A 14,008-nucleotide genomic window follows, 5' to 3' on the forward strand; every position below is an offset into this window, starting at 1 on the left:
CGCAGCGAGATCATCCCGCCGCTCCCGTGGTCTATTTTTGCACCGCCGCTTACAAGGTCGGGGGTGTGGGTCTGCTAATGCCGCCCAGCTACCGCACTGGATTCGCGAGATGAATCCCTCACGCGATTTGTGCAACAGAGCCGATCAAGAGGGTAAAGCTATCGGATAGAGCCAACAACGATAGGCTGGGCATAATCTGCGCGCTGATTATGACTAGCGCCGCACGCTTTTTCGTAGGCAGTTGCGCAGGCGGTGCGGGGTTGGTAGGCAAAAGCATCACCCAAAGGGGAAGACTGCCATGCCCGTGATCACCTGCATTGATGACCTGAAACGCCTGCACAAGCGCCGCACGCCAAAGATGTTTTACGATTATGCAGAGAGCGGCAGCTATACCGAACAGACCTTTCGGGAAAATTCATCTGATTTCGCGCAATTGCGACTGCGCCAAAGGGTTGCCGTCGATATGTCGGGGCGTAGCACCGAAGGCCGGATGATTGGCGAAAAGGTGGCGATGCCGGTCGCGCTGGCCCCCGTTGGCTTGACCGGGATGCAGCACGCGGATGGAGAGATTTTGGCGGCAAAAGCGGCCGAAAAGTTTGGCGTGCCGTTTACGCTGTCGACCATGAGCATTTGCTCGATTGAGGATGTGGCCGAACACACGACCAAACCGTTCTGGTTTCAGGTCTATACCCTGAAGGATGATGATTTCATGCGACGGTTGTTTGAACGGGCGCGGGCGGCAAAATGTTCGGCCATCGTGATTACCGTGGATTTGCAGATCTTGGGGCAGCGGCACAAGGACCTGAAAAACGGGCTTTCGACGCCGCCGAAACTGACGCCCGCGTCAATTGCCAATATGATGACCAAGGTGCAATGGGGCCTTGGGATGCTGCAAACCAAGCGGCGGTTCTTTGGCAATATCGTGGGCCATGCCAAGGGGGTTTCGGACCCGACGAACCTTGCGACATGGACGGCAGAGGCGTTTGATATGTCCTTGGATTGGGCGCGGATTGCCAAGTTCAAGGAAATGTGGGGCGGCAAGGTGATCTTGAAAGGCATCATGGATGCCGACGACGCCCGCAAGGCGCTGGCCGTTGGGGCGGATGCGATCATCGTGTCCAACCATGGCGGGCGGCAGTTGGACGGGGCGCTGTCGTCAATCCGGGCGCTACCGGCCATACTGGATGCGGTGGGCGATCAGATCGAAGTGCATATGGATAGCGGTATCCGGTCGGGGCAAGACGTGTTGAAGGCGCTGTCTTTGGGGGCCAGGGGCACCTATATCGGGCGCGCTTATGTCAATGGTCTGGGCGCGATGGGCGAGGCGGGCGTGACAAAGGCGCTGGAGGTGATCCAAAAAGAGCTGCTGACCACGATGGGGCTGGTGGGAGAGCGTGGAATTGACAACCTCGGGCGGCATAACCTGCTGATCCCGAAGGGGTTTGAGGGCGACTGGGTGGATTGACACCTGACGCGCCATCAGCGGGCCATTCACAGCCGTGGTGGCCTTCGCACCAAAGCGCTTGGGCGAAAATTGCTTACTTGAGCGTGAACCTGCGAGCGAGTAGGCCTGTTATTGTGACCGCTTCATTTATCCTCAACTAAAGGACCTTATCTTTGCTCCGAGGAATACACCCACTTTTGCATCCCGATTTGCTGCATGTTCTGGCCTCGATGGGGCATGGCGATGCAATTGCAATTGTTGACAGCAATTTCCCCGCGTCATCGACAGCGCAGGGGCTGGCCGTTGATACGCCCCTGATCATGGGGGTTGATGCAATCGCGGCAGTGAGCGCCATTCTTACGGTTTTTCCGATTGATACCTTCAACCCGGAAGAGCCGCCCGTTTTGGGGATGCAAGTCGTTGGGCGGCCCGATGATATCCCGGAGGTCGTGCAACTGGCAGCACCGTTATTCAGGGCGGAAGGCGTTGAAATTACTCTGATCGAACGCTTTGCTTTTTATTCATCGGCCACGAATGCCTTCGCGGTTATCAAGACAACCGAGACGCGGCACTATGGAAACTTCATCATCCGTAAAGGCGTGGTTTAAGGCCAAGTTGCTGTCCGGTATGCCTTTTAGTGGCGTTTTCGCTTATGTCTTGGAAATGCGTTCCGCCGTTTTCAGCAACAGATCAAGCGCGCCTTGGAGGTCAACAATCTGCGCGTCTTCGGGGGGCGCTTCAACCCGTGGGAGGAATGGGCAGGTGAGAACCGCGACCGTGGCACCGTTCGCGGAGCGAACTGGGGCGGAAATATCAGTGACGCCAACAAGCTGCTGACTTGCGCTGAGGCGGTAGCCGTTCTTCCGAATTACTGCAAACTCTTTCATCATCGCTGCAGATAGGCTTTCCGGCGCGTCAGGTGCAGCTTTCAATATTTGTGCAACGCTATCCTTGTCTTGAAAGGCAAGGAAGGTCTGGCCTGAACTGGTGTGCAGCATATCAAGCATCGCCCCGACCCGAAGCCGAAATTCCCAGGCAGAGCGGCTGGAGGCCTGGGCCACGACATGCGCTTGCCCCATATCTGCGACGACAAGATGGACCGATTGCATGGTTTCTCTTGTAAATTCGTCCATCAGGGGTTGGGCGTTCATCACCAGGCGGCGCAGAGGTGGGTATGAGGCGGCAAGGTGAAAAAGCTTCATTGTCAAGGCGTAGCGGTCACCCTCAAGCGAGCGGCTGACGTAGTTGCGCGCGACAAGACGCTCCAGCATCCGGTAAATCTCGCTGGGGCTTTTGCCCATTTCCTTCATGATTTCTGATCGCGTCAATCCGCCGGGATGGATCGCGAGAAGCTCAAGGATATCAAGTCCGCGATCAAGGGCGGGCGCGCGATACCGCTGCTCTGTCTTATCCGTTTCCATAATACCCCCGCACGCCGTTTTTCGTTTGAGTTGGACGATATCCGTGTTGGAATCAAGCCCCGATAGAAAAGCTTGACTGCATGTGAATAATAAGTTTACATATGAATAGAAAGATTTTGGGAGGAATCGACGATGCGGGGCAAAACAATCCTTATCACCGCTGCGGGGCAGGGAATGGGGCGCGCAAGTGCCGTGGCCTGTGCGGCACTCGGCGCAAAAGTCATCGCAACCGATGTTAATGTTGAGGCGCTCACCTCCCTGACCGCGGCACATCCTGAAATCTTGACACAGCGTTTGGACGTGTGTGACGCGCAGGCGATCATTGATCTGGCGGCGCAGGTTGGCCCCATCGACGGGTTGTTCAACTGCGCCGGGATTGTTCACAACGGCACCGTACTGGATGTGTCCGATGATGACTGGGCCTTGAGTGTCAATGTGAACGTCACGTCGATGCTGCGCATGTGCCGCGCGTTTTTGCCGGGCATGATTGAGCGGGCGAAGGTAACCGGCTCGTCACCGATCCTGAATATGGCGTCGATGGCGTCCTCGATCAAAGGTTTCCCAAATCGTGCGGCTTACGGAACCACCAAGGCCGCTGTCATTGGGCTGACCAAATCCATTGCTGCGGATTTTGTGGCGCAGGGTATTCGGTGCAATTCCCTGTGCCCCGGAACGGTTGATACCCCGTCCTTGCGGGGCCGGATTGCCAGCGCCGCCGACCCGGTCCAGGCGGAAAAGGATTTTATCGCGCGCCAGCCAATGGGCCGTCTTGCAACCGTTGATGATCTGACGCCGATGATCATCTATCTTTTGTCGGACGCGAGCAGCTTTGTCACGGGGCAGGCATTCCTGGTGGATGGGGGAGTCACGATCTGATGTCCTGTCAGGTCGATGCGCATTGCCACCTGTGGACTTTGTCGCGGGGCGATTACGGCTGGCTTGATCCGCAAAATCCTGCATTGAAGCCCATCGCGCGGGATTTCGGTTTTGGTGATCTTGTGGCAGCCGATGGCCGCAGTGAGAACACCAAGCGGGTCGTGGTGCAGGCCGCGCCAACGGTCGCGGAAAGCGTTTTTCTGCTGAACCTCGCCACGCGGCATAGGGATATCGCCGCGGTGGTTGGTTGGGTTGATCTTAGCGGCGAAGATGCGCCGAAAATCCTGTCAGAGCTGGCCACTGATCCTCGTTTCAAGGGCGTGCGCCCGATGTTGCAGGATATTGCCAATGTGGACTGGATCACGACGCAGCCCCGGCCCGATGCGATCGCGGCACTGGTTGAGTATCGACTGACCTTTGACGCGCTGGTTTTGCCACAGCATTTGCAGGCATTGCACCGCTTTGCCACCGCGAACCCGGATTTGCCGATTGTCATCGACCACGCGGCAAAGCCTGCACTTGGCGCAGGCGCTTCCGACCCTCGTCATGGATTATGGCGTGACGGAATGAGGCGATTGGCGCAAGGTACGAATGCCTGTTGCAAACTTTCCGGCCTGTTGACCGAGCTTGCGCCTGAGCAACGAGCGAATGCGCGCGAACACCTGATGCCCATCGTGGCAGACCTGTTGGACTGGTTTGGACCAGCGCGACTGATGTGGGGGTCCGATTGGCCCGTTGTGAATCTTGCCGCCGACTATGATGCTTGGCGGCGTTTGACTGAGGAACTGCTAGCCGAAGTAGACACGGACGGATTGTCCCAGATTTACGCGGGCACAGCGCGCCGATTTTATGAATTGGAGGTCACGACATGAAGACCCTGGTTTCCATGGAAGGTATCGAGAAACGCTTCCCCGGTGTTCACGCGCTCAAGAACGTTCGGTTCGATTTGCAGGCGGGCGAAGTTCATGCGTTGATGGGGGAAAACGGCGCGGGCAAGTCCACCCTGATGAAGATCCTCTCGGGCGTTTACAGCCGTGATGGTGGCACAGTTGAAGTCGATGGCAAACCGGTCGATTTTGACGGCCCGCGGGCGGCACAAAATGCCGGGGTCGGGATCATCCATCAGGAATTGAGCTTGATGAACGATCTGACGGCGGCGCAAAATATCTTTATCGGGCGCGAGCCACGCAAAGCCTTTGGACGCTTGGATGAGGCTGCGCTAAACGCCCAGACCGCCGAGATTTTTGCGCAGATGAACCTGAAACTGGACCCGCGCACGCCGATCCACCAGATGACAATCGCCAAACAGCAGATGGTGGAGATCGCCAAGGCGCTAAGCTATCGCAGCCATATTCTGGTGATGGATGAACCGACGGCAGCATTGAATGATGTGGAGATTGCCGACCTTTTCACCATCATCCGCAAGCTGCGCAGTGAAGGGGTTGGCATCATCTACATCAGCCACAAAATGGATGAGTTAAAACAAATCGCTGACCGTGTGACGGTGATGCGCGATGGCGAAACCGTTGGCACGGTGGATGCAACCTATACCCCGATAAGTGAGATTATCTCGATGATGGTCGGGCGTTCCTTGGGGGATGGCGTGCATGCACTTCCTGATATCAGCCGCGCCGAGGTTGCGCTGGAGGTGAAAGGGCTAAACCGCGGGCGTGCCATCAAGAACGTGTCCTTTACGGTGAAAAAGGGCGAAATTCTTGGCTTTGCCGGTTTGATGGGCGCAGGGCGGACCGAAGTTGCCCGTGCCATATTTGGCGCTGATCCGCGCGACAGCGGGGCGATCTATTTGCATGGCCAAGAGGTTAATATCAAAAGCCCGTCTGATGCGGTCGCCGCCGGAATCGGGTATCTGTCCGAGGACCGCAAACATTACGGCCTGGCCACCAGCATGGACGTGCGCGCCAATGTGGCAATGACAAATCTAGGGCAGTTTTCCTCGCGCCTTGGTGTCTTGGATGAGGCCGCAATGGCCAAGACGGCGCAGGGTTATATCAAGCAGCTTGGCATTCGCACACCGTCCGACAGGCAAGAAGTGCGGCTTTTGTCGGGAGGCAACCAGCAAAAGGTGGTCATCGCCAAATGGTTGCTGCGCGATTGCGATGTTTTGATCTTTGATGAGCCGACACGCGGTATCGACGTTGGGGCCAAGGCGGAAATCTACAATCTTCTGGTCGATCTGGCTGAACAGGGCCGCGCGATTATCGTGATTTCGTCGGAATTGCCCGAAGTGCTGCGGCTAAGCCATCGGATCGCCGTGATGTGCGAAGGCCGCTTGACGGGGATCCTTGACCGCGCAGAGGCGACACAGGAGAGCATCATGAATTTGGCAACAAAAACCATGCGTGAAACGTCGGGCAAAGAAGGAGCCGTCCAATGACTTCAGCCAATCCAGACGCCCGGCAAGGCGTATTTGCGAAGCTCGCGGCAAGTGGGGCGCATCAAAAACTGCTCGCCTTTGCCAGCTTGTTGATCCTGCTTTTGGGGTTTACGCTGGCATCTCCGAATTTTATGCAAACGACGAATATCATCGCGATTTTGCAGGCGACGTCCGTTAATGGCGTGCTGGCAGTGGCGACCACGCTGGTTATCATCACAGGCGGGATTGACCTTTCAATCGGCACGTTGATGACCTTTACTGCGGTAATGACCGGGGCCGTATTGACCAATTTGGGCCTGCCGCTTCCTCTCGGGGTTTTGACCGCGCTTGGCACGGGCGCATTCTGTGGCCTTTGCTCCGGCACTTTCGTTGCCAAGATGAAAATCCCGCCATTCATTGCCACGCTGGGCATGATGCTGATCCTCAAGGGGCTTAGCCTTGTGATTTCCGGCACGCGGCCGATCTATTTCAACAACACGCCCGGCTTTGACCAGATTTCGCTTGGCTCTGTGATTGGTGCTGTCATCCCGTCGCTGCCCATCCCGAATGGGGTGCTGATCCTGTTCTTGGTAGCCGGTGCCGCATCCTATATCCTAAGCCGCACTGTCCTTGGCCGCTACTGCTTTGCGCTGGGCAGCAATGAGGAATCCGTGCGCCTTTCCGGGGTGAATACGGATTGGTGGAAAATCGCGATTTACACGCTATCGGGTGCAATTGTCGGGATTGGCGGCTTGCTGATCGCCTCCCGCCTCAACTCTGCGCAGCCAGCACTTGGGCTGGGGTATGAGCTGGAGGCAATCGCAGCCGTGGTCATTGGCGGCACATCGCTTTCGGGTGGTCGCGGCACCATTCTGGGAACACTGATCGGCGCGCTGATTATGGCGGTGCTGACGAATGGTCTGCGTATCCTTTCTGTGGCGCAGGAATGGCAGACGGTTGTGACCGGCGCCATCATCATCTTGGCGGTTTATGCCGATCAGGTCCGGCGCAAGAAGGCCGCGTGATTAAAACCAGCACAGGCGGGATTCGCCTTTGCCCTACCACAACACTGCATCCAATGGAGGAATAACGATGTTGAACAGACGCACCCTTTTGGGAACCCTGAGTGCCGCAGCCCTGCTCTTTGGCGCAAGCGTCGCCCAGGCACAGGATAAAATGTATATCCCGCTGATCTCAAAAGGGTTTCAGCACCAGTTTTGGCAGGCCGTGAAGGCAGGCGCAGACAAGGCCGCAGTGGAATTCAATGTCGACGTGACATTTGAAGGGCCCGATAGCGAGGCGCAGGTTGATCGTCAGATCGACATGCTGGCCGCAGCCCTTGCCAAAAATCCCGCCGCGATCGGTTTTGCCGCACTTGACAGCCAGGCTGCCATCCCGTTGCTGCGCAAAGCGCAGGAAGCGGGCATTCCCATCGTGGCTTTCGACAGTGGTGTAGACAGCGATATCCCGGTGACTACCGCTGCCACGGATAACGTAGCAGCCGCAGCCCTTGCTGCCGACAAGATGGCAGAGTTTATCGGTGGCGCTGGCAAAGTTGCCGTAATCGCGCATGACCAGACCAGCAGCACCGGCGTTGATCGTCGCGATGGTTTCCTGAACCGGATGGCCGAAGCCTATCCGAATATCGAAGTTGTCTCGGTTCAGTATGGTGCGGGCGACCAGCTGCAATCGACCGAGATTGCCAAGTCGATCCTGACCGCCAACCCAGACCTGAAGGGGATGTTTGGCACCAACGAGGGCTCTGCCATTGGTGTGGTCAATGGTGTGAAAGAAAGCGGCGCAACCGGGATCGTCATCATCGGTTACGACAGTGGCAAGGCACAGACCGACGCCATTCGTTCAGGGCTGATGGCGGGCGCGATCACCCAAAACCCGGTGGGCATTGGGTACGAGACGGTGAAAGCTGCCGTCATGGCTGCGAAGGGAGAAGCGGTGCCTGCGAAAATCGACACCGGCTTTTACTACTATGATGCGACCAACATCGATTCCCCGGAAATCGCAGCGGTCCTTTACGACTAAGCCTGAAAACACGGGTCTGGCCCCCTGGGCCAGACCCCCAACCGTCACACGATGCAGGAGGCACCGATGAAATTTTTGCGCTATGGCCCGGTAGGGCAGGAAAAGCCCGGATTGTTGGACAATGATGGCAATGTTCGCGATCTTAGCGCGCATATGCCGGATTTGGCGGGTGCGGCCCTTGCACCTGAGAAACTGGCGCAGATTGCCGCGCTGGACGTCAGCAAACTGCCGCTTGTGAAAGGTGTGCCACAAAAAGATCTGCGTCTTGGCGCTTGCGTGGCCGGGGTCGGAAAATTCATCTGCATCGGTTTGAACTACGCCGATCATGCGGCTGAAACTGGCGCGACCATCCCGCCGGAGCCGGTAATTTTCAACAAATGGACTTCGGCAATCGTCGGCCCCGATGACAACGTCCAAATCCCCCGCAATTCGGTGAAAACCGATTGGGAGGTGGAGCTGGGCGTGGTGATCGGCAAGGGCGGCGCTTATATCTCTGAGGCCGACGCGATGTCGCATGTCGCCGGGTTTTGTCTTGTCAATGACATCTCTGAACGCGAGTTCCAGATTGAGCGTCAGGGCACATGGGACAAGGGCAAGGGCTGCGATACCTTCGGCCCGACCGGCCCTTGGCTGGTAACCCCTGATGAGGTGGGCGATTATGACAATCTGAAAATGTGGTGCGATGTCGATGGCAAGCGTTATCAGAACGGCTCGACGTCCACGATGGTCTACAAGGTGCCGTTCCTGATTGCCTATTGCTCGCGGTTCATGTCACTGCAACCGGGGGATATTATCTCGACCGGTACACCTCCCGGCGTGGGTTTGGGACAAAAACCCCCGGTCTATCTGAAAGGCGGCGAAGTCATGCGCCTTGGGATTGAGCGGCTTGGCGAGCAAACGCAGCATGTTCTAGGGGCGCTGAAATGAGCAAAATCACCAACCTTCGGACCATCGACGTTCGCTTCCCGACCTCAAAATCGCTGGACGGCTCGGATGCGATGAACCCCGATCCCGATTATTCGGCCGCTTATGTCATATTGGAAACCGATGGCGGCCATCAAGGCCACGGGCTGACCTTTACCATCGGGCGCGGGAATGAGATTTGCACGGCGGCAATTGCGGCCCTGCGCCCGCTGATTGTCGGCCTTGATACCGAATGGATCGCTGCAGATATGGGTCGGTTCTGGCGTCATATCACCTCTGACAGCCAGTTGCGCTGGATCGGGCCGGACAAGGGCGCGATCCATCTGGCGACGGGTGCTGTGGTTAATGCGGCTTGGGACTTATGGGCCAAAGAGGCGGGCAAACCGGTCTGGCAATTGGTGGCCGAAATGACGCCAGAAGAATTGGTCCGCTGCATTGATTTCCGCTATCTGACCGATTGCATCACGCCGGAATGGGCGCTGGAGTTTCTGACCAAACAGGCCGTCGGCAAGGCGGAGCGCATCGCCACGCTCAAGCGCGAAGGCTATCCCTGCTACACAACATCCGCCGGTTGGCTGGGCTATGATGACGCCAAGCTGCGCCGTCTGTGCCGCGAGGCGGTGGATGCCGGCTTCAACTATATCAAGATGAAAGTTGGCCGTGATCTGGACGATGACATTCGCCGCCTGACCATCGCGCGCGATGAATGCGGCCCCGATGTCAACCTGATGATCGACGCCAATCAGGTTTGGGAGGTCGATCAGGCCATTGACTGGGTCAAGCAATTGGCCTTTGTGAAGCCATGGTTCATCGAAGAACCGACAAGCCCGGATGACATCGAGGGTCACCGCAAAATCCGTGAGGCCGTGGCGCCGGTGCAGGTGGCAACCGGAGAGATGTGCCAAAACCGGATCATCTTCAAACAGCTTATCATGCGCGGCGCGATTGACATCGTGCAGATCGACAGTTGCCGGATGGGGGGCTTGAATGAGGTGCTGGCCGTCATGCTGATGGCTGCGAAATATGACCTCAAGGTCTGTCCTCATGCGGGGGGCGTGGGCCTGTGCGAATATGTGCAGCACATGTCAATGATCGACTATCTGTGCATCGCAGGCACCTGCGAAGGCCGCGTGATTGAATTTGTGGATCACCTGCATGAGCATTTCATTGACCCCTGCAACATCCAGAACGCCGCCTATATGCCACCGACCCTGCCCGGGTTTTCCATTGAAATGAAGCCCGCATCCTTAAAGGAATATGAATTCAAGGGGCGCGGGTAGATGGATCTGGGGTTAAAGGATAAGGTGGTTCTTGTCACCGGCGGCGCGTCAGGGATTGGCGCCGCCATCTCTGCTTCACTCGCGGCGGAGGGGGCGGTGCCGGTGGTGCTGACCCGCCGCGCGCCGGAAGCGGGGTTTATGGCGGAACTGACCGGCAAAAGCCCGCGGGCCATAGCGATTGTGACGGAGCTGACCGATGACGCGCAATGCCGTGCCGCCGTGGATCAGGTCATGGCCGCGTTTGGTCGAATTGATGGCTTGGTCAATAACGCAGGTGCCAATGACAGCGTTGGGCTGGAGGCCGGGCCAGAGGCGTTTCGCGCCTCGATTGAACGGAACCTGACGCATTATTACACGATGGCGCATCTCTGCGCGCCGCATCTGCGGGCCAGTAAAGGTGCAATCGTCAACATCTCGTCAAAAACAGCGGTGACGGGACAAGGCAACACCTCGGCCTATGCCGCAGCCAAGGGCGCGCAACTAGCCTTGACCCGCGAATGGGCGGCGGCGTTTGCCAAGGATGGCGTGCGGGTGAATGCTGTCATACCGGCAGAAAGCATGACGCCGCTCTACGCGCGCTGGATCCAGACTTTTGACGACCCGGCGGCACAGCTAGCTGAAATCACGCGCCGAATCCCTCTGGAACACCGGATGACCAGTCCTGCCGAATTGGCCGACCAAACCGTGTTTTTGTTGTCCGAGCGTGCGGCGCACACAACCGGGCAATGGGTTTTTGTCGATGGCGGATACACCCACCTGGATCGCGCGCTGGGTGAACGCCAGTAATGGGCGCCAAATGTTGCTACTTGCGCTGTGATTGCGAAGCTATTTAGCCTCAGCCGTGAATTGTCACTGAGCGCTGACCCGCCCAGTCAATATGTTTGCAGCGTTATGATGTGGTCAATGCTGTTGTCTCCTTCCGTTTCTTCTTCGCTGTTTTGGAGCTTGCTTCGAAGCGGTAGCTGTCGTTGCGGTCTCCAAAATTTGGTATAGATGGGTGAGGCGATAGAGTAACGCGGCGTTCATTTTTGCGTCGTCGAATACCGAAGCCCATTTGCTGGATCTCAGATTTATGGTGATGATGACGCTGGTGCGTTCATAAAGTTTTCCGAGAAGGTGGAACAGCATGGCACCGCCAAAGACGCTGAACGGCAGGTATCCCAATTCGCCCAACACCAAGAGATTAGTTTTCACCAACATCTCTGTTATTTCCCCAGCCTTGTTATGGGCCTTTTCCTGATCCAGCGCATTGACCGGTTCGACCGTCAAGAATAAGCGCACGCGTTTGCGGTGATGCCTAATGGCCTGGCTGCCGCTGGCGGTCGCAGTTTGGCTTTTCCCCGTTTCTGGTCCACCGATCAAAACAACATTCTCGGCCGCAACCATGAACTCGCGACGATGAAGCTGGCGCACGAGGGCTTCGTTGACCGAAGAAACTGGGTCAAGCCATATCGGGGGCCGTCGATTGGATCAGCACTTTACCCGGTCACTTTTGCAATACCCCTAGTTCACGGTTTGCAGTCTTGTGGCAAAATCTTCAGCTTTCGAATCCTCGCGATAGGGTTATCAATGGCTTGGATGCCGCTCTTGGCCTTTGGAATTCGGATGACTGACGTTTGACCTTTGACCCCGCCCTTTTCCTGTCGCGCTGCGTCTCGCTTGATCTGGAGGTCGATCCCAAGTCAGCGCGGTTGTTTGCTTTTGCGGCGGTGCGGGATGAGCAATTCGTGGTTCACAAAGGGGCCGCGCTTGAAGCTGCGCTTGACCGGCTGGAGGCATTTTGTGACGGAGCCGCGCATTTGGTGGGCCATAACATCCTGCGCCATGATTTGCCGCATCTGGTGGCCAATCGGGCGCGGCTGGCGGGGTTGGGGGGCGGCACCAATTGACACGTTGTGGCTGAACCCATTGGCCTTTCCGCGCAATCCTTACCACCACTTGGTCAAGCATTATCAGGATGGGCGGTTGCAGGTCGGACATGTGAATGACCCCAAACAGGATGCGCGGCTGGCGTTGCAGGTGCTGGCCGATCAGATCACGGCCTTCACCGGGCTGGGGCAGGGGGCGCCGGATGCCCTGTTGGCCTATCACCATCTGACGACGCGGGACGAAGCGGCGACCGGGTTCGAAGCGCTATTCCAATCCTTGCGTGGCGCAGCGCCCGGTGAGGCCGTTGCCCATGCCGCCATCCGTCGTCTGCTTGACGGGTGCGCCTGCAACCATCGGCTGGAGCAGACGCTGGGCCGATTGACTGATCCGCGCAACGGCTGGCCGATGGCCTATGCGCTGTCGTGGATTTCGGTGGCGGGTGGGGACTCGGTCATGCCGCCCTGGGTGCGGCTGCAGTTCCCGCAGGCCGGTCGGATCGTGCGGCATCTGCGCGACACCAATTGCGGCGACCCCGACTGCGGTTGGTGCGCCGAAAAGAATAACCCCAACGCCGCACTCGAGCGCTGGTTCGGCTTTCCGTCCTTCCGCTCTCAGCCGGTAGATGACATGGGCCGCCCCCTGCAGGAGCGCATCATGGCAGAGGCGATGGCGGGTAAGTCCGTGCTGGGCATCCTGCCCACAGGCACAGGCAAATCGGTCTGCTACCAGATCCCCGCGCTTTCGCGGTTCGACAAGACCGGGGCGCTGACGGTGGTGATATCGCCGCTGGTCGCGCTGATGGCCGATCAGGTGCAGGGGTTGGCGCGGGCCGGGATATCGGCGGCGGTCACGGTGAACGGCATGCTGTCGCTGCCCGAACGCCATGACGCGCTGGAGAAGGTCCGGATGGGCGATGCGGCAATGCTGCTGATCTCGCCTGAACAGTTGCGCTCACCGGGGATCCGCACCGTTCTGCAACAACGCGAGGTCGGGCTGTGGGTGCTGGACGAGGCACATTGCATCTCGAAATGGGGGCACGATTTTCGGCCTGATTACCGCTACGTCAGCAGGTTCATCAAGGAACTCTCAGGCGACAACCCAGCGCCAGTGTTGTGCCTGACCGCCACCGCCAAGCCGGAGGTGGTGCGCGACATCCGTGACCATTTCCAGAGCCGCCTAGAGGTGGAGCTGATGCTGCTGGATGGCGGCGCGGTCCGCACGAACCTGTCTTTCGCGGTGCTGCCCACCCAAAAGGCGACCAAGCTGACCGACATCCTGGCAGCAATTGAGGCGAACCTGCCGGCCGAAGGCGCCTCGGGGGCCGTGGTCTATTGTGCGACACGCAGTGCGACGGAAAAGGTGGCGGAGTTCCTGAAAGGGCAGGGGCTTGCGGCGGATTTCTTCCATGCCGGACTTCCGCCCGACCGCAAGCGCGATGTGCAGGAGGCGTTCCGTACCGGCCAGTTGTGGGTGATTGCCGCGACCAACGCGTTTGGAATGGGCATCGACAAGCCGGATATCCGACTGGTGGTGCATGGCGATATTCCGGGGTCGCTGGAGAATTACCTGCAAGAGGCAGGCCGTGCAGGCAGGGATCGCGATCCCGCCAATTGCGTCTTGTTGTTCAGCTCTGAGGATGTGGAACGGCAATTTTCCCTGTCAGCCCGCTCGCGGCTGGCCCGGCACGAGATTGGCGCGATCTTGAAAGCGCTGCGCCGGATGGAAAAGCGTAACCGTACCATTGATACCGCAGCTTATGCAGCTTGACTGTTCTCGGCAG

At 58.0% G+C, this 14,008-nt stretch carries 11 protein-coding genes and 2 pseudogenes; 11 read left to right on the top strand and 2 right to left on the bottom strand.

The features are described from left to right. The first annotated feature begins 298 nt into the window (after positions 1–298). Together ACM62R_RS02715 and ACM62R_RS02720 are read left to right on the top strand one after the other, a co-directional pair. Positions 299–1,465: an L-lactate dehydrogenase gene (locus ACM62R_RS02715; protein ID WP_415182536.1), complete on the top strand. Its 1,167-nt coding sequence runs from the start codon at positions 299–301 to the stop codon at positions 1,463–1,465. 152 nt (positions 1,466–1,617) lie between these two features. Then, entirely contained in the window at positions 1,618–2,052 is a 435-nt protein-coding gene (locus tag ACM62R_RS02720) for an RbsD/FucU family protein (protein ID WP_415182537.1), read from the top strand. Positions 2,053–2,094: 42 nt separating this feature from the next. On the opposite strand, the gene ACM62R_RS02725 is transcribed toward ACM62R_RS02720, so the two are convergent. Beyond that, positions 2,095–2,865, bottom strand: coding sequence for an IclR family transcriptional regulator (locus tag ACM62R_RS02725; protein WP_415182538.1), 771 nt, complete (start codon positions 2,863–2,865; stop codon positions 2,095–2,097). 132 nt (positions 2,866–2,997) lie between these two features. Between ACM62R_RS02725 and ACM62R_RS02730 the strand changes: the two genes are divergently transcribed. The 8 genes from ACM62R_RS02730 (at position 2,998) to ACM62R_RS02765 (ending at position 11,145) form a co-directional block, all read left to right on the top strand. Then, positions 2,998–3,741: an SDR family oxidoreductase gene (locus tag ACM62R_RS02730; protein ID WP_415182539.1), complete on the top strand. Its 744-nt coding sequence runs from the start codon at positions 2,998–3,000 to the stop codon at positions 3,739–3,741. Next, the gene (locus ACM62R_RS02735) at positions 3,741–4,613 is read left to right on the top strand and encodes an amidohydrolase family protein (protein WP_415182540.1); all 873 of its coding nucleotides are present in this window, start codon (positions 3,741–3,743) and stop codon (positions 4,611–4,613) included. Before ACM62R_RS02730 ends, ACM62R_RS02735 begins: the two co-directional genes overlap by 1 nt. Beyond that, positions 4,610–6,136, top strand: a complete 1,527-nt coding sequence (locus ACM62R_RS02740; protein ID WP_415182541.1) for a sugar ABC transporter ATP-binding protein — start codon at positions 4,610–4,612, stop codon at positions 6,134–6,136. Before ACM62R_RS02735 ends, ACM62R_RS02740 begins: the two co-directional genes overlap by 4 nt. Continuing rightward, complete coding sequence (locus ACM62R_RS02745) at positions 6,133–7,140, top strand: ABC transporter permease (protein WP_415182542.1); 1,008 nt, start codon at positions 6,133–6,135, stop codon at positions 7,138–7,140. The genes ACM62R_RS02740 and ACM62R_RS02745 overlap by 4 nt, the downstream gene beginning before the upstream one ends. 67 nt (positions 7,141–7,207) lie before the next feature. Next, complete coding sequence (locus tag ACM62R_RS02750; RefSeq protein WP_415182543.1) at positions 7,208–8,155, top strand: ABC transporter substrate-binding protein; 948 nt, start codon at positions 7,208–7,210, stop codon at positions 8,153–8,155. 66 nt (positions 8,156–8,221) lie between these two features. Continuing rightward, positions 8,222–9,082, top strand: coding sequence for a fumarylacetoacetate hydrolase family protein (locus ACM62R_RS02755; protein WP_415182544.1), 861 nt, complete (start codon positions 8,222–8,224; stop codon positions 9,080–9,082). Continuing rightward, positions 9,079–10,359: an L-fuconate dehydratase gene (locus ACM62R_RS02760; RefSeq protein ID WP_415182545.1), complete on the top strand. Its 1,281-nt coding sequence runs from the start codon at positions 9,079–9,081 to the stop codon at positions 10,357–10,359. The genes ACM62R_RS02755 and ACM62R_RS02760 overlap by 4 nt, the downstream gene beginning before the upstream one ends. Further along, positions 10,360–11,145, top strand: coding sequence for an SDR family oxidoreductase (locus ACM62R_RS02765; protein WP_415182546.1), 786 nt, complete (start codon positions 10,360–10,362; stop codon positions 11,143–11,145). A 103-nt stretch (positions 11,146–11,248) separates the two neighbouring features. Here ACM62R_RS02765 and ACM62R_RS02770 read toward each other — a convergent pair. Continuing rightward, a pseudogene (locus ACM62R_RS02770) lies at positions 11,249–11,793 on the bottom strand (ATP-binding protein); the annotation flags it as partial. Positions 11,794–12,050: 257 nt separating this feature from the next. Here ACM62R_RS02770 and ACM62R_RS02775 point away from each other — a divergent pair. Beyond that, positions 12,051–13,965 (top strand): annotated as a pseudogene (locus ACM62R_RS02775) (RecQ family ATP-dependent DNA helicase); the annotation flags it as partial. Positions 13,966–14,008: the final 43 nt, after the last annotated feature.

The sequence above is a fragment of the Phaeovulum sp. genome (assembly GCF_047638075.1).
In the GTDB taxonomy this organism is placed as follows: domain Bacteria; phylum Pseudomonadota; class Alphaproteobacteria; order Rhodobacterales; family Rhodobacteraceae; genus UBA6197.

Bases quoted from the DNA above. Each gene is read 5' to 3' on its own strand.
- ACM62R_RS02715 (WP_415182536.1), top strand. From the start codon at position 299: ATGCCCGTGATCACCTGCATTGATGACCTGAAACGCCTGCACAAGCGC.
- ACM62R_RS02725 (WP_415182538.1), bottom strand. From the start codon at position 2,865: ATGGAAACGGATAAGACAGAGCAGCGGTATCGCGCGCCCGCCCTTGAT.
- ACM62R_RS02730 (WP_415182539.1), top strand. From the start codon at position 2,998: ATGCGGGGCAAAACAATCCTTATCACCGCTGCGGGGCAGGGAATGGGG.
- ACM62R_RS02735 (WP_415182540.1), top strand. From the start codon at position 3,741: ATGTCCTGTCAGGTCGATGCGCATTGCCACCTGTGGACTTTGTCGCGG.
- ACM62R_RS02740 (WP_415182541.1), top strand. From the start codon at position 4,610: ATGAAGACCCTGGTTTCCATGGAAGGTATCGAGAAACGCTTCCCCGGT.
- ACM62R_RS02745 (WP_415182542.1), top strand. From the start codon at position 6,133: ATGACTTCAGCCAATCCAGACGCCCGGCAAGGCGTATTTGCGAAGCTC.
- ACM62R_RS02750 (WP_415182543.1), top strand. From the start codon at position 7,208: ATGTTGAACAGACGCACCCTTTTGGGAACCCTGAGTGCCGCAGCCCTG.
- ACM62R_RS02755 (WP_415182544.1), top strand. From the start codon at position 8,222: ATGAAATTTTTGCGCTATGGCCCGGTAGGGCAGGAAAAGCCCGGATTG.
- ACM62R_RS02760 (WP_415182545.1), top strand. From the start codon at position 9,079: ATGAGCAAAATCACCAACCTTCGGACCATCGACGTTCGCTTCCCGACC.
- ACM62R_RS02765 (WP_415182546.1), top strand. From the start codon at position 10,360: ATGGATCTGGGGTTAAAGGATAAGGTGGTTCTTGTCACCGGCGGCGCG.